Consider the following 21,946-nt stretch of genomic DNA (forward strand, 5'->3'; position numbering starts at 1 on the left):
ATATTATAAGAAATTTCATACTTCATGTTGTCTTCAATTAAATCTATTCAATTTTAAATAAAATATTACTTAATCGTAATATTTCTATTTAAAATCCTTCCTTATTTAGAAAATAAAAACAGGTGTAAATCCTATAAATATAGGACTTACACCTGTTTTTATTTTTTCGTAATTTTTTTTACTACACTAGTCCAATTACCGCAAGTATAATTACTAAAATCGTAGTACATAGTGGTACAACAACAGAAACCATACCTACATCTGCATAAGACTCTTTATGCGTAAGTCCACAGATGCTAAGAAGTGTTATAACCGCTCCATTGTGTGGTAATGAATCAAGACCACCGCAAGCAAGTGCTGCAATTCTATGAAGAACTTGAGGGTTTATTCCTTGTTCTATTGCCATTTCTAAATATTGTTTTCCCAATACTCCAAGTGCTATGCTCATCCCACCTGAAGCTGAACCTGTAATACCCGCAAGTACATTAACTGATATTGCTTCTGATATTATTGGATTACTAGAAAATCCAAGTATTAATTCCTTTATTATTGTAAATGCTGCAAGTGTTTGAATAACATTTCCATATCCAACTTCTGAACCCACATTAATTATGGCAAGAAGTGAACCTATTGCCCCCTGATTAACACTTTCTCTAGCACTCTTTAATCTCTTTAAATTGATTATTACTGTAACAACTATGGATACAATAAGTGCAATAACCAAAGCCCAAGTACCCGCTACTTTAGCTAATGTAGTCTTATAAGCTTCCAGATATCCAGCATCATATTTATTAGCTACATAAACAAACTTAGAAAGTACAAAGTTTACAACAAGAACTATTATTATTGGCAATATTGACATTCCAAATGATGGAAGATCTTTATCACTAAATTCAATAACTTTTTCACCCGGGTGATTTCCATAACCTTCTCCAGCAGCCTTAGCTTTCTTAGCTCTTAATGTCAACCAAGTTACTCCTCCTGCAAACATGCATATACCTGCAATTATACCTAGTATAGGTGCTGCGTATGCGTCTGTTCCAAAAAAAGGCATTGGGATAGCATTTTGTATTTGTGGTGTTCCTGGTAATGCTGTCATTGTAAATGTAAATGATCCCAATGCCAATGCTCCAGGTATTAATCTCTTAGGTATATCTGCTTCCTTGAATAATTGCATAGCTATTGGGAATACTGCAAAAGCAACAACAAATAATGAGACTCCACCAAATGTTAAGATACCGCAAGCTAATACAACCGCTATTATTGCTTTATCTTTGCCTAGTTTACTTGCAATCCCTCGCGAAATTGCTTTTGCTGAACCTGAATCATCCATTAACTTACCGAATATAGCTCCAAGTAAGAAAATAGGAAAGTATGCCTTAACATATCCAGCCAATGAAGTCATAAATGTTTCAGTATAAATTGCCATTAAATGAGCATCCATTCCTCCAGCAAGAATAGCTGCAAATAATGCTAAAATTGGTGCAAGTATAAGAACTGTAATACCTCTATATGCTAAATACATTAAAAGACCTAAGGAAATTATAATCCCAATTACTCCTACCATATTATATTTTCCACCCCTTTTGATCTTATTTAAGTCCCATTAATTTATCTTTAAATATTCTTTCATCCATTAATTTAAGATCTGTAGCAACTATTGGTATGAATTCCATTTGATTCAATACATCTTTCTGAAGCTCTACACCTGGAGCTATTTCCGTTAATGTAAGTCCTTCTGATCTTAATTCAAATACAGCTCTTTCTGTTACATATATAACTGGTTGACCTGTATCCTGTGCATACTCTCCACTAAAAGTAACTTGTTCAACTTCTGGTATAAACTTTTTTACTTTTCCTTCTTTTACTATAACTAACTTACCTTCCTCAGCCTTAACCTCTAATCCCCCCGCAGTAAATGTTCCACAATAAACTACCTTTTTAGCATTTTGAGTTATATTTATAAATCCACCACAACCCGCAATCTTTGGACCAAACTTACTCACGTTAATATTTCCTTTAATATCACATTGTGCAAGTCCTAAGAATGCTACATCGAGTCCGCCACCATCATAAAAATCAAATTGATATGGTTGATCAATAATGGCTTCTGCATTTATTGATCCTCCAAAGTTTAATCCTCCTAGGGGAACTCCCCCAATAGGACCTGGTTCAACTGTTAAAGTCATACTATCGCCAATTCCCTCTTCATTAGCTACCATAGATACAACTTCTGGCATTCCTATTCCTAAATTTACTATTGCATCTTTAGATAGTTCCATAGCCGCTCTTCTGGCTATAATCTTTCTTTCGCTGAATTCAGCTGGTTCTATATTATTTAGTGGAATAACAGCTTCTCCACAATATTCTGCCTTATATTGCTCTGTAAATGTTTGCCACGAAGCTTCTCCTTCCGAAACAACAACTATAGCATCAACATATATACCCGGTATTTTGACTTGCTTTGGATTAAGTATTCCATTAGAAACTATTTTGTTGACTTGAACTATTACTTTTCCACCAGAGTTTTTAGCTGCTTGAGCCATTGATAATACTTCTGCCGTAACAATCTCCTTTTCTAAGGAAACATTTCCTTTCTCATCAGCATAAGTTCCCCTGAGCAAAGCAACATCAATGGGAAATGCCTTATACAATAATCTTTCTTGACCTTCTATAGTAACAGTTTTAACTATATCCTCAGTAGTTTTTTTATTTAGTTTTCCACCCTCAAGTCGTGGGTCAACAAAGGTTTTCAAACCTACGTGAGTTATCGTTCCTAGTTTTTTTGCAGCTATATCCCTAAATAATTGCGATATAGTTCCTTGAGGGAGGTTATAAGCTTCTATTTTGTTTTCTAAGGCTAACTTCTGAAGTTTAGGGGCAAGTCCCCAATGCCCACCTATCACCTTTGACACTAATCCTTCATGTCCAAAATGGTTTAATCCTTTACTTTTCGAATCGCCTTGACCAGCTGCATAAATTAAACTTAGGTTTTTAGGACTTCCATCATTTAGAAACTTTTTTTCTATTGCAATTGATATTCCTTCTGGTTGTACTGCTCCTACGAATCCAGATACTGCCACCATATCTCCATCTTTAATCATTGCAATAGCCTCTTGCATAGTTTTTACTTTTGAAGCCATCAATTCCCCTCCTTCTATGTTTACTAACTATAAATGGTACCTTTAATAGCTACAATTATTAATAGCAACTTCTATGCCAAGTTTAATATTATGAATTCCATCTAAAATAAAAATTAAATTTTTTAACCTCTTATAAATCGTTATTCAAGGACGTAGCTAACTTTATCTTCAACTTAAGCAGATATCCGAAATCTATGATTTGGAGTAAGTCGCTTACTCAGTGGAGTACTCTTTCCAGGAACTAGCAGGGTTTTGTAAATGTTTTCATACATTTTTGTAAATTAAATATAAAAAGTGTACGTTTTTCCGTACACTACCCTTTATTTGCCTTGTTTTTTGTAAATTTCCTCGTACATCTTTAAGATTTCTCTCATACCTTAATCTAATATATTGTGCTTAGTCATCTTTTCATAAAGGGTTGTCCTGCTTATATTAAGCGCTTTAGCTACCTTACTTTTATTTCCACTATATACACTAAGAGCATTAAGAATAGCATATCTTTCAGCTTTATTTAAAACATTATCTAAGTTTTCAACAATAGGTTCAACAGTTTTACCTACAATATCATAAGATAAATGCTCTAGTTTTATTTCTTTTCCATATTCCACAATATTTATAGCTCTTTCTATAACATTTTCAAGTTGCCTAACATTTCCTTCCCATTTATAATTCTTCATACATTCCATAGCTTTTTTACTTATTCCACTTACGTTTTTGTCTAGCCTTTTACAAATCTTATTTATTAAACAGCACGTTAGAGTAACAATATCCTCACGTCTCTCTCTAAGTGGAGGTATAGTAATAGTTACAACGTTTAATCTATAATATAAGTCTTCTCTAAATGCTCCCGATTTCACCATTTGTTCTAGATTTCTATTTGTGGCTGCTATAACTCTTATATCTATCTTTTTCGTAACTATAGAGCCAATTCTCTCAACTTCTTTTTCCTGTAGAACTCTAAGAAGCTTGGCCTGCATATGTAATGGCATATCTCCAATTTCATCTAAAAAAATTGTACCTTCATTAGCAAGCTCAAATTTTCCTATTTTACCTTCTTTTTTAGCTCCAGTAAATGAGCCTTTTTCATAACCAAATAATTCCGATTCAAGTAAATCTGTTGGTATAGCAGCACAGTTCACTTTAACAAAATTGCCATGAACTCTATCACTGGCTTTATGAATAGCATGTGCAAAAAGTTCCTTGCCAGTACCACTTTCCCCCTTCAACAAGACATTTGAATTGGTTAAAGCAGCTTTTCTCCCCATTAGTTTTGCCTCTTCTAACTTATTACTATTTCCAATTATGTTATAAAAAGAATAAGTTGCACTATTGCTTTCTTTAGCATCTCCCTTATAATGCTCGATTTCTTTCTCTATTTTACTTATTTTATTATATAAGGTGTTAAAATCTTTAAGGTTTCTAAATAATACTTTGCCTACCGCTCCCTCTATTTTACCTTCTTTAATTATTGGTATTCTGCTAGCTATCATATATTTCCCCTTTAGCTTTTGTAGTTGAGCAATTTCAGCCTTTTCTGTCTCTAAAACTATATGCATTCTTGTATTTTGTATAACATCTGTTACATGCTTTCCTATAACATCTTTTCTATTCATATCTAGAAATTCTGTATAGGCCCTGCTTATCATAGTAATATATCCATACTTATCCACAACTACAATTCCATCATAAATCATCTCTAGTATAGTATCTAAGACTTCTGCAGCATGTCTTTCTTTTTCTAATTCTTCAACTAGAATCATGTTCTTTGTTTCATCATAAATCAAAGCTATATATCCTTGAATTCTATCTTCATTTATTATAGGTATATTATCAATCATAAGTTTTTTATCCTTATATATTAGATCAGTTCTTTTTTTCTCAGTTCCAGATTCAAAAACCTTCTTCATATCAATGTCTGGAAATATATTTAAAATACTTTCTCCATTAACCTTTTTATTATTTTTTATACCAAATATTCTTTTTGCAACCAAATTACAGTCTGTTATGATTCCATTTAAATTAACCTGAATGATTCCAATATCTATATTATTTCCTATAATGCAATTTTTCTTATCATTAACACTAACTAAAGCCTCTATCATATCAATTAGCCCCTTTTATAAAAATATAATTTTATACTCATTGCATTATATGTTGAATACTACAAGAATAATGAAAATATAAATTAATTTTAATCATTTCATAATCTACCTTATTTTTTTATTACTAAAACATTTTTTTGAAATAAAAAAGTAGCACGCGAAAATGTTGATATTTTGCGCACTACTTATATTTATTTTATTCTTTAGTTAATTATTAAACATCCTTAGGAGGCATTACTTTAGCTTGACCATCTATAACTATTTTTCCTTCTTGATTAGTTACCTTAGTTCTTAAAACCATTCTATTTTTAGTCTCATCTTTTTCAATAACTTCAACTTCAGCAGTAACAGTATCTCCCATCCTTACTGGCGCTAAAAATTTCAAATCCTGTCCCATATATATTGTTCCTGGACCTGGAAGGTACATAGCGAGAACAGTTGAAATTAAGCTTGACACTAACATTCCGTGGCATATCCTCCCTCTAAACATAGTTTTTTCAGCAGCTACTTGGTTAACATGTGCGGGATTTAAATCTCCAGAAATTCCTGCAAATAAGTATACGTCAGTTTCTGTCATAGTCTTAGTGAAAGTCGCCTTGTCTCCAATTTGGATTTCAGTAATAGTTTTTCCTACCATTATTCAACACCCACCTCATATAATTTTTTAGAATTTACATTTTTAATGAGCAACTCTAATAAATTAATGTAGCAATCTCTATGCCAATTTCAAAAAAACATCACCAAATCTTTAATTTGGTGATGTTTTTTATCTCTCTTCTCTAAAGTAAGCATTTCCTAAATTTAATGGTGGTGCATTTTTCTTGTTTTTTCTCATAGATACAATTAAAAGAACAATTATAGTCACAAGATAAGGTAACATATCAATTAAGTATTGAGATACATGAGCTGTTAATGCTTCAAACCTAAAAGCAACTATACCTAATGCTCCAAATAAATATGATCCAAAAATAGCTTTATAAGGATTCCATGCTGCAAATATTACAAGTGCTACAGCAATCCATCCTCTCCCTGCTGTTACGTTTTCCTGCCATGCTGGAATATATATTAAAGATAAATAAGCTCCTCCAAGTCCACAAAGGGCTCCTCCAATTAATACATTAACATACTTGTATAAACTTACATTAATACTAGCTGCATCTGCACATACAGGATTTTCCCCAACAGCCCTTAAATTAAGTCCTTTATTTGTATTGTATAAATATATCCCTATACATATAGCTAATATATATCCAAAATACACAAAAGGATCATGATTGAAAAATATTGGTCCAATAAAAGGTATTTTAGATAGTCCTGGTATAGGAAGAACTTTAAAAAACTCTTTTATAGTGTCAGGAGTTTTTTGTCCTATTAACCCTGTAGCTTTACCTATTAGACTCGAAAATCCTGTACCAAATATAGTTAATGTAAGTCCTGAAACAACTTGATTTGCTCTTAATCCTATTGTCAGAAAGGCATATATTAAAGCACCGCTAGCTCCTGCCAAAGCTGCTCCAATCATTGCTAGTATGGGATTACCTGTCTTTAGACCTACCGCAAATCCAATAACAGCCCCCATTAACATCATACCTTCAACTCCTAGGTTTAAGTTACCTACCTTCTCTGTAATAATTTCACCTAGAGTTGCAAAAAGTAGTGGGGTTCCTGCAATTACCGCAGCACTTAAAAATATAACTATTGAATTCATTCCTATTCCCCCTTCACTACTTCAGTTTTAGATCTTCTAATATAAACCTTGTATTTAATAAAGAATTCACTTCCTAATATAAAGAATAAAATAGTACCTTGAAGCACTGAAGCTGCTGCATCTGGTATTCCAAAAGCCGTTTGTATATATGCTCCTCCTTGAAGCAGTCCTGCAAAAAGTATAGAGGATATCATTATTACAGGTGCACTTAAAGCAGATAGCCAGCTTATAATTATTGCTGTAAAACCTGCTCCACCTGAAACTGCAACAGATAAAGTATTACTTACTGCTGAAGCTTGAATCATACCTACAACACCACATAAACCTCCACTTAAAAATACAGCAGTCATTATAGTCTTTTTTATATTAATCCCAGCATATTGAGCAGTTCTCTCACTCTCTCCAAGCACACTAATCTCATACCCTTTTTTACTATAATTCATAAATACATATACTATTACTGTAAGTATTACAGCTATTATCCATCCGATATGAACTCCAAACAACTTTGGAAGTATAGCATTACCTGAAAATGGAGGTATCTTAGGAAATCCCATTGCTTTTGGATCTTTCCACAAGTCATATTGAAGATATGTAACCCAATTTAATGCTATATAATTCATCATTAAGGTTACAATAGTTTCATTTGTTCCCCATTTTGATTTGAAAAGTGCTGGTATAAATGCCCAAAGCCCTCCTCCAATCATTCCTGCTATTCCCATAATAATTAATAAAAGAACTTTAGGCAAATCTGAGAAATTCAAGGCAAAATATGATGCAGCAAAAGCTCCCATAATTATCTGACCTTCTCCACCTATGTTCCAAAACTGCATTTTAAAAGCTATAGATATTCCTAATGAAGCAATTAAAAGAGGAACTGCTTTTATAATAGTCTGTTTTATTTTATATTCTGAACCAAAAGCTCCTTCTAGCATAGAAGTATAAACTTTAAGAGGATTTAGTTCTAAGGTGAATATAAAAATCCCTACTACTATAAGGGAAAGAACTATAGCAATAGCCCTTATTCTTATACTATCACTTTTACTTATTTCACCCTTTTTTATAATTCTAAGCATCAAGAAGCTCCTCCTCTAATTTATTTCCTACCATGAGCATTCCAATTTCTTCTTTTGAAGTATTATTTGCATCTACTACCCCTGTTACACGTCCATCATACATAACCATAATTCTGTCACATAACTCAATTAAAACATCTAGATCTTCACCTATATAGATTATGGAGTTTCCTTTTGCTTTCTCCTCATTAATCAAATCATATATTGTATAACATGTGTTAATATCTAATCCTCTAACTGGGTATGCCATAATAAGCAGTTTAGGATATAAACTTAGTTCTCTTCCAAGTAATATCTTTTGAATGTTTCCACCTGATAAATACTTTATAGGATGATGTATTCCTGGAGTTTTAATTTCAAGCTTCGAAACCATTTTTTTAGCTTTTTCTTTAATAGCATTTCTTCTAATAAACATTCCTTTTTGACTTTGATACTCTTTAAGTAAAAGATTATCTACCATATCCATAGATGCTACAAGTCCCATACCTAATCTGTCCTCTGGTATAAAACTCATACTTATTCCCTTTGTTATTATTTCTCTAGCATTCTTGCCAACAATATTTTCTTTTTCAAATATAATTTCTCCGTCTTGAACTTTTTGAATACCTGCTATAGCCTCACATAGCTCTTTTTGACCACTTCCTGCTATTCCAGCTATACCTAAAATTTCTCCAGCTTTAACATCAAAACTAATATTTTTAATTACTTCTACCTTATCTTCACTTAAAATTTTTAAATTATTTACTTCTAGTACTTTGGAACCTTCTTTAAAAGGTACATTTTTTATAGATAAATCTACAGAACGTCCTACCATAAGGTCAGTAAGTTCTTTAGGATTAGTTTCTACTTTATTTAACGTTTCTATTGTTTCACCTTTTCTTAGAACTGTTATTCTATCTGACATAGCCATAACTTCGTCCATCTTGTGTGTTATAAAGATTACAGCACACCCTTCACTTCTCATCTTATCCATTATTTTAAATAACTTTTTACTCTCTTGTGGAGTAAATACCGCTGTCGGTTCATCTAAGATTAATATATCTGCCCCTCTATATATAACCTTTAGTATTTCAAGATTTTGTTTCTCTCCTACTGACATTTCATATACGTTTTTATCTAAATTAACTTCTAGTCCAAACTTTTCAATTATACTTTCTATTTTTTTTACATTTTTCTTCTTATCTAAAAATAATTTTCCTTTTTGTCCAAGAAGTATATTTTCTACTGCAGTCATAGTTTCCACTAACTTAAAATGTTGATAAATCATACCTACACCAGCTTCTATAGCATCTTTTGGTGAAGTAAACTTTTTATCAACCCCATGTATGAAAATAGAACCGCTGTCAGGAGTATAAACCCCTGATAGCATGTTCATAAGTGTACTTTTCCCAGCCCCATTTTCACCTAGAAGTGCATGGATTTCTCCACCATACACTTCTAGATTTATATTATTATTTGCAATTACTTTTCCAAAAGATTTAGTTATATTTTTCATTTGTATATATGGAACTTTATTTTCCAGCATTTTGAACTCCCTCTACGAACCAATTAAATTCTAATAGTTCTTTATCAGTCATAACTGTGTCTTTTGCTACTTTTTCTGTTCCTTTATTATCTTTTATTGGTCCTACAAATATTTTATTTTTTCCTGATATTATATCTTCTTTCACTTGTTTTACTTTTTCTTCTGCTCCTGCAGGTGCATTTTTAGTTAATGGAGCTAAATCAACGATTCCTGCATCCATACCTTTCCAATAACTTTCATTTGTCCAAGTTCCATCCATAATAGCTTTTATTTGTTCTACATAGTAAGGTCCCCAATTCCAAACTGCTGATGTCATATAAGCTTTTGGTGCTGAACTTTCCATATCTGTATTATACCCTATTGAGAATGCTCCTTTTTCTTCTGCTGCTTGTTGTGGTCCTGCTGTGTCTTGATGTTGAGCAATAACATCTGCACCTTCATCTAAAAGAGCTTTTGCTGCTTCTTTTTCTTTACCTGGATCATACCAAGTATTTGTCCATTTTACTTTAACTACAGCTTTAGGATTTACAGCACGAACTCCTAAAGTAAATGCATTTATTCCTCTTACAACTTCTGGTATTTCAAAAGCTCCAACATATCCAATTGTATTAGATTGTGTCTTCATTCCTGCAACTATACCTGATAAGTATCTTGCTTCATACATTCTTCCAAAGTAATTTGCCATATTTTCTGCACTTTCATATCCTGAACAGTGTAAAAACTTAACTGTTGGATGTTCTAATGCTGCCTTTTTCATTCCATCCATAAATCCAAAGCTTGTTCCTACTATAACATTAGCACCTTGGTCAATCATACTTTCAATAACATTCTGAACTTCTGCATCTTCTTCTTTTACATTCTCTTTAATTATAGATGGTTGAAGTCCTAATTCCTTCTCCATATAAAGTCTTCCTTGATCATGAGCATAGCTGTAACCGCCATCCCCTATTGGTCCAACATAAATGAAACCTACTTTTATATCTGAAGCACTTAATTTTGTCGAACTATCTTTTTTTGGTGATTCCTTATCATTACTAGCGCCACATCCTGTTAATAATGTCCCTAATGATAAGATGAAAACTAATAATAATCCTGTTAGCTTTTTCATAAATTCTTCCCCCTTAATTTTTATATTATTTTTGATATTAATCTTTAAAAATAACTTTTCCATTTTCGATAGCTTTTATAACTGCTAATGACTCTAATTGTATTTTACTTTCTTCAATAAGTTTTCTACCATTTTGAAAGCCTTTTTCTATTACAATTCCTACGCCAACCACTTCAGCATTTGCTTGTGTAATAACATCTATAAGACCAGAAGCTGCATTTCCATTTGCTAGAAAATCATCTATTATAAGAACCTTATCTTCTTCAGTTATATATGTTTTTGAAATTTTTATTTTATAAGATTTATTTTTAGTAAAAGAAAATACATCAGCTTCATAAACTTCTTTATCCATATTACTTCCTTCATGTTTTTTTGCAAAAACTACCGGAACATTAAAATATTGTGCAGTTATACAAGCTATTCCGATTCCCGATGCTTCTATTGTAACTATTTTTGAAACCTTTTTTTCACTAAATCTTCTCTTAAATTCTTTTCCTATTTCATTAAAAAGTTCTACATCTATTTGATGATTAAGAAAGCTATCTACTTTTAAAATATTCTTTCCTAAAACTTTACCCTCTTCTAAAATTCTATTCTTTAACAATTCCATGAAATGACCCATCCCTTATGCTATATTTTTAATACAAACAAAAACTCCCTAGTTTAAACTAGGGAGTTTATATGGCAATAACCTTAAATAACAATTCTTTATTAAAATAGCTAATAACCTTTTAAGTACTTTAAATTCTTCCTTAAAATATATAAGTATTTTAACAAACTTTGTTATAACTATAAACCCCGTAGTTAAACAGTTTAAGGCTGTTTAGTAGAAACGTTTAGACCATATTTCTAAACATATACGAGATACGAACAATATTTATTTTTTAATAAAAAACATTCGACACATAACTATATTTTATATATTACCCGAAACTTGTCCAAAAAGCAATACTAAATTTTAAAGCCATAGTAAAATTTTATTTACTATGGCTTTAATTAAAACGACACTATTTCGTTACTTATGCTTCTACTGATTCTCCTACAACTACATCACTATTATAAACTTCTAAATCTAATTCTTTTTCGGAATTAGCCATAATTATAGTTGCTGCTGCATCTCCACTAATATTTACAACAGTTCTCATCATATCAAGTAATCTATCTACACTTAATATTAGTGCTATTCCTTCTAGTGGAAGACCTACTTGTTGAAGTACCATAGAAAGCATTACAATACCTGCTCCTGGAACCCCAGCTGTACCTATAGATGCTAAAGTAGCTGTTAATACTACCATTACCATTTGATACATACTTAAATCGACTCCAACTAACTGTGCAATAAATACTGTTGCTACCCCTTGCATTATAGCAGTACCATCCATATTTACAGTTGCTCCTAGTGGTATCGTAAAGCTTGCAATTGATTTAGATGCTCCTAGTTTTTCTTCACAAGTTTCTAGTGTTACTGGTATTGTAGCATTACTACTTGAAGTACTAAACCCAACTAACATTACAGGCCAAAACTTTTTAAAGAAAGTAATAGGGCTAACATTACCTAAAATTCTCAATGCTGATCCGTATACTACGAAAAGTTGAATTGCTAGTACTAAAACAACTGTAAGGAAATATTTTAAAAGCGGTAATAAAACATCTATACCTTGGAACATTATAACCTTTGATATAAGAGCAAAAACTCCTATAGGTGCTGTAAGCATAATAACATTTATCATTTTTAGAAGAACTTCATTAACCTGTGTAATAGTATCTAAAAGTAATTCTCCTTTTTCTCCTAATAATGTAATGCAAGATCCAAATATTATTGCAAATACTATTATCTGAAGCATATCACCTTTTACCATTGAATCAATAGGATTTGTAGGAATCATATTCACAAACATATCCATTATAAAAGGTGCCTTTGCAGTTTCAACAGCAGTTTGTGCTACTGATATATTTAATCCTGTACCTACTCCTGGTCTTATTACATTAGCTACAAACATTGCTATAGATATAGCTACTGCTGTAGTTAGTACATAATAAGCAATTGTTTTTACTCCAACACGTCCTAGTTTTTTAATATCTCCAATAGCAGCTACTCCACATATTAAAGAACATAAAACAAGAGGTACTACTAACATTTTTATTGATCTTAAAAACATATCACCTACTGGTGACAATACCCATTTACTTAAATCATTGTTTATATCTGCCGAGAATACATTATTTGCTACTATACCAAATAATATACCTAAGATTAATGCAAAAACAATTTTTGCAGCTAATGATGATTTTCCCTTCTTATTCAATCATTTCCCCTCCATTAAAAGACTAATTATAAATCATTTTATTCATTTTATGTTGTTATTATATCATTATTTATATAGTTTTGCAACAAAAATGAATTTTAATATATACCCTCTTGCATATGTGATTTTTTTATTATTTATCCAAATTCTGTTCATTCATATTGCTATTTTATTCTATATTTACATTTATTTTCTTAGATTATATTTTAGACATAATAAGCCTTGAAGGGTTTATACTGAGCAAAAAATAAAAAAATAAGACTATGCTAGAACATAGTCTACAAGTAATTAACTATATGTTAATACTATTAACTGTCTTATATATAATGTATAAAACATACAACATAAAGGTACTAAATACAATTAAGTATAAATAGTTTGGTTTTTTCTTTTCTTTTTTTAAACTTTTGGCTATTTCATTTAATGATCCACCTATTTCCTTATGAATAATTTCCTGCAATTCTTCTTTCTCCATATGCTTCACCTCTTAAGTAAGTATATGACATATGATAATAAAGAATCACCACTATTCATTCACTTTAGTATGCTTTATTAATATAAAAGATAAAATAAAGCATTTTATTATATTGATTAAATGTATTGCACATCAAATAAAATACGATCCTTTTCAATTTCTCTAATAGTCATACAACTTGCTTTATAAAACTTATATTTTTCCTCTATTTTACTTCTTAAAATGCCTACTTCCTCCTCAGTTAAAATATTACTGCCTAAATCCTCATTTAGTCTAATTTTTTCACCAATTCTAACTTCTATACATATATTAAAAGAATAATTACTTAACCAATCGCTATTTACAATATGAAGTGTACTATCTTTTAAATCATTCTCACATCTTTTACTTAAACCCATTTTTAATTTCCACTTCCCAGAATTTATTTCTTCTGCTCCTAGAAAAATTAAAAGTTTAGATTCGTCATAGTTATTCAATATTAAATCTCCTAAAAAACATTCTTTATATTCATCTATATCAACTTGACCTCGCTTGATTATCATATTTCCCCCTTATATCTTTTTTAGTATTAATATTGATATAGATTATGTTTTATTACAAAAAAAATTTGTTCTTATATTATATATTAATTAATCAATTACTCTTAGTCTTTCTATTTCTTTATTCATAGTATCTTCTACGTATTATCATTTGTAAAATTTTTCTTATTACAACCAATAAATATATGTTCTTCCATAACATTTGTTACCCTTTTATAATCTTATATAAAAATAGATAGTCTTTCTCAAATACTCTAGGCAGATATTTCTCTTCTTCTGATATTTAAAGATGAAGTAATAAGACTGAAAAACACGCAAATATTAGATTAAAGATATTTGAAAAGCCCAATATAGCTACATAGGTTTCTTTCAGCTTATAGACTAAGCATACATTTTGGACGTACAAAAAAAGACCTCCTGAAAACTCAGGAAGCCTCTATTTTGGTGCGCCTAAAGGGATTCGAACCCCCGACCTCCGGATTCGAAGTCCGTAACTCTATCCAGCTGAGCTATAAGCGCATAATACTTTTAAAAGTCCAAAAAATAAAAAAATGGAGCGGGTAAAGGGAATCGAACCCTTGTGTTCAGCTTGGAAGGCTGACGTTCTACCATTGAACCATACCCGCACATTAAAATAAAAAACTATTGATTATGAAACTCATCTTTCTTTTAGTCAGATGAGTAAGCGATTCACAACAAATCATCGATTTGTGCTCACTGCTTAAAATTGGTGATCCACCGGAGAATCGAACTCCGGACAACTTGATTAAAAGTCAAGTGCTCTACCGACTGAGCTAGTGGATCACATTGGCTGGGATGGCAGGATTTGAACCTACGCATGTAGCAGTCAAAGTGCTATGCCTTACCGCTTGGCGACATCCCATTATTTTGGGGTGAACGATGGGATTTGAACCCACGACAACCAGAATCACAATCTGGCGCTCTGCCAACTGAACTACGTCCACCATATTTGGTGCGCCATCGGGGAATCGAACCCAGGACCCACTGATTAAGAGTCAGTTGCTCTACCATCTGAGCTAATAGCGCATATTAATTGGTGCGTCTTAAGAGATTCGAACTCCTGGCCCACGCCTTAGAAGGGCGTTGCTCTATCCAGCTGAGCTAAAGACGCAAATTGGAGCGGGTAAAGGGAATCGAACCCTTGTGTTCAGCTTGGAAGGCTGACGTTCTACCATTGAACCATACCCGCATATTTTGGAGCGGAAGACGAGATTCGAACTCGCGACGTTCACCTTGGCAAGGTGACGCTCTACCACTGAGCCACTCCCGCTTAAAATTTAAATGGTCGGGGTAGCAGGGCTCGAACCCGCGGCCTCATGGTCCCAAACCACGCGCGCTACCATCTGCGCTATACCCCGAAATATTTTTTTAAAAGATAGTGGTGCGCCATCGGGGAATCGAACCCAGGACCCACTGATTAAGAGTCAGTTGCTCTACCATCTGAGCTAATAGCGCATATTAATTGGTGCGTCTTAAGAGATTCGAACTCCTGGCCCACGCCTTAGAAGGGCGTTGCTCTATCCAGCTGAGCTAAAGACGCAAATTGGAGCGGGTAAAGGGAATCGAACCCTTGTGTTCAGCTTGGAAGGCTGACGTTCTACCATTGAACCATACCCGCATATTTTGGAGCGGAAGACGAGATTCGAACTCGCGACGTTCACCTTGGCAAGGTGACGCTCTACCACTGAGCCACTCCCGCTTAATTGGTGCAGGTGAAGGGAGTCGAACCCCCACGCCAAAGGCGCTAGATCCTAAGTCTAGTGCGTCTGCCAATTCCGCCACACCTGCATAATTATAATATATTTTTTTAAAACTGGTGATCCACCGGAGAATCGAACTCCGGACAACTTGATTAAAAGTCAAGTGCTCTACCGACTGAGCTAGTGGATCATATTGGCTGGGATGGCAGGATTTGAACCTACGCATGTAGCAGTCAAAGTGCTATGCCTTACCGCTTGGCGACATCCCATTATTTTGGGGTGAACGATGGGATTTGAACCCACGACAACCAGAATCACAATCTGGCGCTCTGCCAACTGAACTACGTCCACCATATTTGGTGCGTCTTAAGAGATTCGAACTCCTGGCCCACGCCTTAGAAGGGCGTTGCTCTATCCAGCTGAGCTAAAGACGCATTTGGAGCGGGTAAAGGGAATCGAACCCTTGTGTTCAGCTTGGAAGGCTGACGTTCTACCATTGAACCATACCCGCATATTGGTCGGGGTAGCAGGGCTCGAACCCGCGGCCTCATGGTCCCAAACCACGCGCGCTACCATCTGCGCTATACCCCGAAAATCATATCGCTTTCTTAACATTTAATGTTCCGAATTCACCAGCGACATTGATTATTCTACACCATATACTTATTTCAGTCAATACCTTTTATTAATTTTTTTATATTTTTTTTATACTAGGCTTAATTTCGCCATTTTCTATTTCAATAATTGCAACACTACTATATTCATCTCTGGGAAGAGCTGCACTACCTGGATTGATAATCCACACCCCGTCTTCTAGACGTATTTCTCCACTATGAGTATGTCCATACAAAGCTATAGTTGCATCTAATTTTATAGCTTTATCCTTTAATTTTGAAATGTTTTGTTTTACGTTATATTTATGTCCATGAGTAATTAGTATCCTTATACCTTCAAATTCTTCAACTAACTCTAAAGGTGTTTTTGATATAAAATCACAATTACCTTTAACACTTATAATTCTATTTTTATATAATTTACTTAATTCTTCAACATCACTATCATTATCACCTAAATGTATCAACACATCTGTATTGCAAAGTTCTTCAGCCGCCCTTTTTATTGCAATTTTATCCCTGTGGGTATCACTAACTACTCCTATAAGCACGCAACTTCCCTCCTACAAAACTTTTGTAAGTTCTTTTTCTAGCATTTTTAATGCTTTTCCTCTATGACTTATTAAATTTTTCTCCTCTGAACTCATTTCTGCAAAAGTTTTGTTAAACTCTGGTACATAAAATAATGGATCATATCCAAATTCTTTTTTTCCTCTCAGCTCTTCAGATATATAACCATGTGCTTCCCCTTGAACACTAATTATATTTTCTTCGTCAATAATTAGTTCTATGGCACATACAAATTTAGCTTTTCTATCTTCAAATTTAACTCCCTTTAAATTTGATAAAAGCTTCTCATTATTCTTTTTATCATTTCCATGTTCTCCACCATACCGAGCAGAATAAACCCCTGGCTCTCCTCCTAATGCATCCACCATAAGGCCTGAATCATCTGCCATAACCATACTTCCATCCTTTAGAAGCTTATAAATCTCTATAGCCTTTATATGAGCATTTTCTATAAATGTAGTTCCATTCTCTTCAACATCTACATTTATTCCAACTTCCTTTAGTGATAATATTTCAAGATTAAAATTTATTAGTATTTCTTTTATTTCACCTATTTTATGTTCATTATTACTAGCTATTATAAGTCTCTTCATATTTAACTCCTATCTTTAGAATATATTTAAATTAAAAAGTTCATCTCTCTCTTGCGGAATAACTTTTTTTTCATTATTATTCTCTATTAAAACTCTGTCTTTCTTGGTGATATTCCCTATTATACAAGCATCGATATTACTTTTTCTAAGTTCTTCTACTAAATCCGCCCCATTTTTACAAGTAATTAGCATACTTCCTGAAGATATAAACCTTAAAGGATCTATTGAAAATCCTCTACACAATTTTTCAGTTATATTATTTATAGGTAGCTTATCTTTATGAATCCTAAATCCAACTTTACTTCCTTCTGATATCTCCCATAAGGCTCCAAGAACTCCACCCTCTGTTATATCATGCATTGAGTTTACCCCAAATTCCCCTGCAATTATCCCTTCATTTACTACACTTAACTTCTCTGTATATGTTTTAGCTTTATTTAATTCTTCATCACTTAAAATCTCTTTAGCTTTAGTATAATAATCATTTACTAAAATTGAGGTGCCTTCTAAACACAGTTCTTTTGTAACAATTATATCATCATCTAATTGCGCTCCTGAGGTTGATATAGCACGTCCTGCTTCAGTTTTACCTATAACAGTACAAGACACAATTACCTTATTTACCGCATCTGTAACTTCTGTGTGTCCACCTAATATCTCTAGTTTTAATTTTTTCGCTTCTTCGTCTATTTCTTCCATTATCTCTTTAACCTTTTCAAATTGTGTATGTGGAGGTATTAGAATTGTTACTAAAATCCCAAGAGGACTTACTCCACAAGAAGCTACATCATTTGCATTAATATGAACTGCCAACTTTCCTATATTCTTTTCTGCCCCTGTAATAGGGTCCGTTGATAAAACACATTCATAGTCTCCAAAGTTAACTACACTACAGTCCTCCCCTATGGCACTTCTTACTCTTACTTCTTCTCTCAAAAAACCTTTATTATTTTTAATGATTTTATTTAACTCTTCCCATGGTAATTTTCCAATTCGCACAAAATTCTCTCCTTTTATATGTTAAAAACTATCATCATTTATTATGTCTTTTCATATTATTTATATAATCATTAATTTATGGTGGTGTAATAATGTTAAGATATATAGGCCCTTTTTTAAGAATGAATAAACTAAGCACAGAACAAATCCAAAGTCAATTGTTCTATTTATCTAAAGAATCTATAAAAAACCTTGTTTTATATTCAAGATGTGGAATTACTATAAACAATAAGGATTTACATCTAAAACATATTTCTAATACTGATATTAACACATTAAAAGTAAATTCTCCACTTCTATGTGTATACAAAAAGGCTGTTCCAAAACTAAAGATTAAAGATAACAAAATGCATTGGGATGAAGATAAATTAAAAAAAGATATAAGCTTATCTAGTAATGCATATATGACTCTTTGCCTACTAGAACTTGTTGATTATTACAAGAAATTTAAAGATATTGATTCTAAAAAATATTCCCTTAGTATTTTATATACTGAAATAGCTAAGAAGCAATTAGACTTTTATGCTTCTAATTTAAGAAATGAAGAAGGAGTATTTGTAGATAAAAAAGATTGCACAGATCCTATAATAGGGAAAATTAAACTAAAAGATAAGAGCAAAGGATTTAAATTTTCAGAACAAGCACTTTTGATGAATGCCTTTTTTAAATGTTCTACTTATTTAGATGGAGAAGCAAAGGAGTCCTTTAAAAACTTCTCTTTAGATATATTAAAAATGTTTATTGATTTTAAAGAAGAAATGTATGATATATCCTTCGAGGATAAATGCATGCTTTGCTTAAGCTTAAATACATTTTATTCTTATTCCCAACTCGAAGAGGTAAAACTACTTCTTTTAGATATATTTGACTTGTTATATGATGATTATAATAAATTATCTGATAATCCTAAAATAGAGCATACTTGCCTAATATACTTAAATTCAGCTCTTTTATTTAAACATAGTAATATATTTAAATTTAAAAAGATATCTAATAAACTTAATGGGCTTCTTAAAAAATACTATAATGAAGAATTATCTATGTTTGTAAAGTCTACAGAAGATAAAAATATAAAATTCTCTTCAAATGAAATAGTGCTTTATATTTTATGTATGCTGTATCATTCTAATCTTGAGGAAAATGTAGATGAGCAGATGATTTTAGAAATTTTTAGACACCAACTACTTGATTCTGGAATAGTTCTTAGTTGGCCAGATCCGCCTACTTTGGATGATATTGAACATTACAGAGATTTTTCTTCTAAGCCTGAAAACTTATTAGATGATCACTACTTCAAAATGCCTACAATATCAAATCCTGAAAGTAGCGAGTATGCTTCAATTTTTATAAAAGATGCAACTTATGACAAAGAAAAAAATACATTTAAAACTAGTAAAGCTATTTTCGATAGTAGAAAAAACCTAAATTTATTTTACTTTATTCTTTATTTTCTTAAAAACGATACTCCCTAGAATCTAGGGAGTATCATTTTTAACTGAATTATTCATTTTTTTCAAAATCACATTTCCTCTTTTGTTTACTTCAATTCCCATTATATATGGTTTTATATAGACTGTAGTATTATATATGCCTATTGGTATCAATACTCTATCTTCTTGAAAAATTTCTTCTGCTTGCTTAAAACTCTCTTCTGCTTTACTATTATCACTTAATATCTTTCCTCTTAATACCTGTTCATCAAATTTCGAATTATTATATCCATAAATATTTTTTTTAGAATCGCTCATCCATTGTTCTAAGAAAGATAAAGGGGAATCATACCCTCCCATATAATCTGCAAGCAATATTTCATAGTCACCATAGTCTATTATATTACTGAGATCTTCTTTATCATATCCTTTACTTTTTACATTTAAATTTATAGATTTTAAATCTTTTACTATACAGTCTACTATTTTTTTATTATTATCCTCTGTATTTAAATATACAATATTTATAACTTCTCCATTATAAATGTTTGATAGCTGCTTTTTCATCTCTTCTTTTAATATTTCTGTCTCTAAAATACTTCTAGTTTTACTTGCACCTTTTATGTTATTTGGTACATATAATGTTGAAGCTTCTAATACCCCATTTAATTCTTCTTCAATTCTATTTCTATCAATACTTCCACTAACAACCTTTCTAAAATTTATATCTTTAATTATATAATTCTTGTTAAGATTAAAAATCAAACTAACCCCTTTAGCTGTAGGGCCATTTGAAAGCTTCTCATTAAGACTAAAATTATTTATTTCACTAGTTGGAAGTTCTCTAAATGCATCAATTTCACCAGATTTATATTTAGCTAATGCAAAAGCGGTACTTTCCTCATTAGTTACATGTAGCTTATTACTTAGTACATTGCTACTATCCCAGTAATTTTCATTTCTCTTTAAAGAAATTTCACCGTTACCATACATATCTTCAATAATAAAGGGACCAGTATACGTTATTTTCTTATATTCAGTTTTCCAGTTTTTTACGTTGTAAAAATTTTTCTTTAATGAAAAAACTGGTTGACTAATTATATCTAGAAAATAATTGGAAGGATAATTTAGTCTTATCTCTAAACTTCTATCATCTTTAGCAGTTATAGCAACTCCATTAAACTCTATTTTTTTATCTATATAATCTTTTACTCCAAATATACATTCTAGTTGATTAGAATATATATTATTTTCCTCTCTTAATATTCTTGCAAAAAAATCAGTAAAGTCTTTTGCTAATATAGCACTTCCATCACTCCAAGCTGCATTTTCTCTTATATGAAATGTATAGGTTAACTTATCTTCTGTAATCGTCCAACTGTCAGCAATAGATGGAGTGATTTCTCCTTTTAAGTCAGTAGACACTAATCCCTCAAATAATAACAATGTAAAATCTTCTTCTCTTGTATCATCACTATTTAACATCAGTAAATTTTTCGGTAGTTTTCTTGTATTATAGACTAAGTAATTTCTTACACTTGTATTTGAAACTTTTTTTCTCACACATCCACTCGTAAAAATTATTACTATAATTAGAAATATAGATATAAATTTAATCTTTTTCATAATATATAATCACCATTCTTAATATAAGTCTTATCATTCATGTTAAATTATTTACCATAAAAGAAAAAAGTAAACAAAATTTCAAGTTAAAGTTGAAATTTTGTTTACTTAAATAAATTTTCATCTAATATATTTTCATAACTACAAAAAACATAGCTCCAACTCCCATAAGCAAGCATAGTGCTGAATTAATCCACTCTCCTCGTCTTATATGGAATTGCTTAATACTCCAAAGAAACATTGTTACAATTATGCTTATTTGAACCATATAGTAGTTATTAAAATAGCTTAACTTAATATATCCATATGATGAAATCATCGTTAGCATTAAGCATATAGATGTCAATACTACTGATAACCAAGCCGATATACTTATAACTCTTTTCATATTGCATCCCCCGATTTTATAGC

18 protein-coding genes, 21 tRNA genes and 1 riboswitch are annotated in these 21,946 nt (G+C 31.8%); of the genes, 1 reads left to right on the top strand and 38 read right to left on the bottom strand.

The features are described from left to right. Positions 1-181: 181 nt before the first annotated feature. The 36 genes from ACX0KU_RS01440 to ACX0KU_RS01615 all read right to left on the bottom strand — a co-directional run bounded on the left by ACX0KU_RS01440 (position 182) and on the right by ACX0KU_RS01615 (position 18,479). Positions 182-1,567, bottom strand: coding sequence for a GntP family permease (locus ACX0KU_RS01440; RefSeq protein ID WP_472991173.1), 1,386 nt, complete (start codon positions 1,565-1,567; stop codon positions 182-184). Positions 1,568-1,592: 25 nt separating this feature from the next. Next, on the bottom strand, positions 1,593-3,143 hold the full coding sequence (locus tag ACX0KU_RS01445; RefSeq protein WP_472991174.1) for an acyl CoA:acetate/3-ketoacid CoA transferase: 1,551 nt from the start codon (positions 3,141-3,143) through the stop codon (positions 1,593-1,595). A gap of 377 nt (positions 3,144-3,520) precedes the next feature. Beyond that, positions 3,521-5,245, bottom strand: a complete 1,725-nt coding sequence (locus ACX0KU_RS01450) for a sigma 54-interacting transcriptional regulator (protein WP_472991175.1) — start codon at positions 5,243-5,245, stop codon at positions 3,521-3,523. A 214-nt stretch (positions 5,246-5,459) separates the two neighbouring features. Beyond that, positions 5,460-5,882 carry a MaoC family dehydratase gene (locus ACX0KU_RS01455; protein ID WP_472991176.1) on the bottom strand — a complete coding sequence of 141 codons (423 nt, stop codon included), beginning with the start codon at positions 5,880-5,882 and terminating at the stop codon, positions 5,460-5,462. Positions 5,883-6,011: 129 nt separating this feature from the next. Next, entirely contained in the window at positions 6,012-6,953 is a 942-nt protein-coding gene (locus tag ACX0KU_RS01460; RefSeq protein ID WP_472991177.1) for an ABC transporter permease, read from the bottom strand. Positions 6,954-6,955: 2 nt separating this feature from the next. Continuing rightward, a complete protein-coding gene (locus ACX0KU_RS01465) occupies positions 6,956-8,029 on the bottom strand; it encodes an ABC transporter permease (protein ID WP_472991178.1) in 1,074 nt (357 codons plus the stop codon). After that, positions 8,022-9,554 (bottom strand): ABC transporter ATP-binding protein, encoded by a 1,533-nt coding sequence (locus tag ACX0KU_RS01470; RefSeq protein WP_472991179.1) that lies wholly within the window; start codon positions 9,552-9,554, stop codon positions 8,022-8,024. Before ACX0KU_RS01470 ends, ACX0KU_RS01465 begins: the two co-directional genes overlap by 8 nt. After that, positions 9,541-10,662, bottom strand: a complete 1,122-nt coding sequence (locus ACX0KU_RS01475) for a BMP family ABC transporter substrate-binding protein (protein WP_472991180.1) — start codon at positions 10,660-10,662, stop codon at positions 9,541-9,543. The genes ACX0KU_RS01470 and ACX0KU_RS01475 overlap by 14 nt, the downstream gene beginning before the upstream one ends. 37 nt (positions 10,663-10,699) lie before the next feature. Beyond that, positions 10,700-11,272, bottom strand: a complete 573-nt coding sequence (locus tag ACX0KU_RS01480; protein ID WP_472991181.1) for a xanthine phosphoribosyltransferase — start codon at positions 11,270-11,272, stop codon at positions 10,700-10,702. A 171-nt stretch (positions 11,273-11,443) separates the two neighbouring features. Then, positions 11,444-11,545, bottom strand: a riboswitch (purine riboswitch). Positions 11,546-11,681: 136 nt separating this feature from the next. Next, positions 11,682-12,968, bottom strand: coding sequence for a dicarboxylate/amino acid:cation symporter (locus ACX0KU_RS01485; RefSeq protein ID WP_472991182.1), 1,287 nt, complete (start codon positions 12,966-12,968; stop codon positions 11,682-11,684). A gap of 292 nt (positions 12,969-13,260) precedes the next feature. After that, positions 13,261-13,443 (bottom strand): hypothetical protein, encoded by a 183-nt coding sequence (locus tag ACX0KU_RS01490; protein WP_472991183.1) that lies wholly within the window; start codon positions 13,441-13,443, stop codon positions 13,261-13,263. A gap of 116 nt (positions 13,444-13,559) precedes the next feature. Continuing rightward, positions 13,560-13,985, bottom strand: a complete 426-nt coding sequence (locus tag ACX0KU_RS01495; protein ID WP_472991184.1) for a hypothetical protein — start codon at positions 13,983-13,985, stop codon at positions 13,560-13,562. A gap of 439 nt (positions 13,986-14,424) precedes the next feature. Beyond that, positions 14,425-14,501: transfer RNA gene (locus ACX0KU_RS01500), tRNA-Arg, on the bottom strand. Between the two features lie 33 nt (positions 14,502-14,534). After that, positions 14,535-14,608, bottom strand: a tRNA-Gly gene (locus ACX0KU_RS01505). Between the two features lie 102 nt (positions 14,609-14,710). Next, positions 14,711-14,786, bottom strand: a tRNA-Lys gene (locus tag ACX0KU_RS01510). 4 nt (positions 14,787-14,790) lie between these two features. Then, positions 14,791-14,865, bottom strand: a tRNA-Gln gene (locus ACX0KU_RS01515). Between the two features lie 6 nt (positions 14,866-14,871). Then, positions 14,872-14,947: transfer RNA gene (locus ACX0KU_RS01520), tRNA-His, on the bottom strand. A 6-nt stretch (positions 14,948-14,953) separates the two neighbouring features. Further along, a tRNA-Lys gene (locus tag ACX0KU_RS01525) sits at positions 14,954-15,029 on the bottom strand. An 8-nt stretch (positions 15,030-15,037) separates the two neighbouring features. Continuing rightward, a tRNA-Arg gene (locus tag ACX0KU_RS01530) sits at positions 15,038-15,114 on the bottom strand. 4 nt (positions 15,115-15,118) lie between these two features. Beyond that, positions 15,119-15,192: transfer RNA gene (locus ACX0KU_RS01535), tRNA-Gly, on the bottom strand. A 6-nt stretch (positions 15,193-15,198) separates the two neighbouring features. Beyond that, positions 15,199-15,273: transfer RNA gene (locus tag ACX0KU_RS01540), tRNA-Gly, on the bottom strand. Between the two features lie 12 nt (positions 15,274-15,285). Then, positions 15,286-15,361: transfer RNA gene (locus ACX0KU_RS01545), tRNA-Pro, on the bottom strand. A 21-nt stretch (positions 15,362-15,382) separates the two neighbouring features. Further along, positions 15,383-15,458, bottom strand: a tRNA-Lys gene (locus ACX0KU_RS01550). 8 nt (positions 15,459-15,466) lie between these two features. Beyond that, positions 15,467-15,543 (bottom strand) — tRNA-Arg (locus ACX0KU_RS01555). A 4-nt stretch (positions 15,544-15,547) separates the two neighbouring features. Continuing rightward, positions 15,548-15,621, bottom strand: a tRNA-Gly gene (locus ACX0KU_RS01560). Between the two features lie 6 nt (positions 15,622-15,627). Beyond that, a tRNA-Gly gene (locus tag ACX0KU_RS01565) sits at positions 15,628-15,702 on the bottom strand. A 5-nt stretch (positions 15,703-15,707) separates the two neighbouring features. Then, positions 15,708-15,791 (bottom strand) — tRNA-Leu (locus tag ACX0KU_RS01570). Positions 15,792-15,817: 26 nt separating this feature from the next. Beyond that, positions 15,818-15,893, bottom strand: a tRNA-Lys gene (locus tag ACX0KU_RS01575). 4 nt (positions 15,894-15,897) lie between these two features. After that, positions 15,898-15,972 (bottom strand) — tRNA-Gln (locus ACX0KU_RS01580). 6 nt (positions 15,973-15,978) lie between these two features. After that, positions 15,979-16,054: transfer RNA gene (locus ACX0KU_RS01585), tRNA-His, on the bottom strand. A gap of 6 nt (positions 16,055-16,060) precedes the next feature. Beyond that, positions 16,061-16,137: transfer RNA gene (locus ACX0KU_RS01590), tRNA-Arg, on the bottom strand. A 3-nt stretch (positions 16,138-16,140) separates the two neighbouring features. Continuing rightward, positions 16,141-16,214 (bottom strand) — tRNA-Gly (locus ACX0KU_RS01595). Between the two features lie 4 nt (positions 16,215-16,218). Continuing rightward, positions 16,219-16,294, bottom strand: a tRNA-Pro gene (locus ACX0KU_RS01600). A gap of 103 nt (positions 16,295-16,397) precedes the next feature. Then, a complete protein-coding gene (locus tag ACX0KU_RS01605; protein WP_472991185.1) occupies positions 16,398-16,868 on the bottom strand; it encodes a metallophosphoesterase in 471 nt (156 codons plus the stop codon). Between the two features lie 12 nt (positions 16,869-16,880). Next, complete coding sequence (locus ACX0KU_RS01610; RefSeq protein ID WP_472991186.1) at positions 16,881-17,480, bottom strand: XTP/dITP diphosphatase; 600 nt, start codon at positions 17,478-17,480, stop codon at positions 16,881-16,883. 15 nt (positions 17,481-17,495) lie between these two features. After that, positions 17,496-18,479 (bottom strand): AIR synthase family protein, encoded by a 984-nt coding sequence (locus ACX0KU_RS01615; protein WP_472991187.1) that lies wholly within the window; start codon positions 18,477-18,479, stop codon positions 17,496-17,498. Between the two features lie 92 nt (positions 18,480-18,571). Between ACX0KU_RS01615 and ACX0KU_RS01620 the strand changes: the two genes are divergently transcribed. Beyond that, positions 18,572-19,951, top strand: a complete 1,380-nt coding sequence (locus tag ACX0KU_RS01620) for a hypothetical protein (protein ID WP_472991188.1) — start codon at positions 18,572-18,574, stop codon at positions 19,949-19,951. A 3-nt stretch (positions 19,952-19,954) separates the two neighbouring features. Here ACX0KU_RS01620 and ACX0KU_RS01625 read toward each other — a convergent pair whose 3' ends face one another. Further along, a complete protein-coding gene (locus ACX0KU_RS01625; protein WP_472991189.1) occupies positions 19,955-21,535 on the bottom strand; it encodes a peptide ABC transporter substrate-binding protein in 1,581 nt (526 codons plus the stop codon). A 124-nt stretch (positions 21,536-21,659) separates the two neighbouring features. Beyond that, positions 21,660-21,923, bottom strand: a complete 264-nt coding sequence (locus tag ACX0KU_RS01630; protein WP_472991190.1) for a hypothetical protein — start codon at positions 21,921-21,923, stop codon at positions 21,660-21,662. Positions 21,924-21,946: the final 23 nt, after the last annotated feature.

The sequence above is a fragment of the Clostridium sp. X genome (assembly GCF_055755365.1).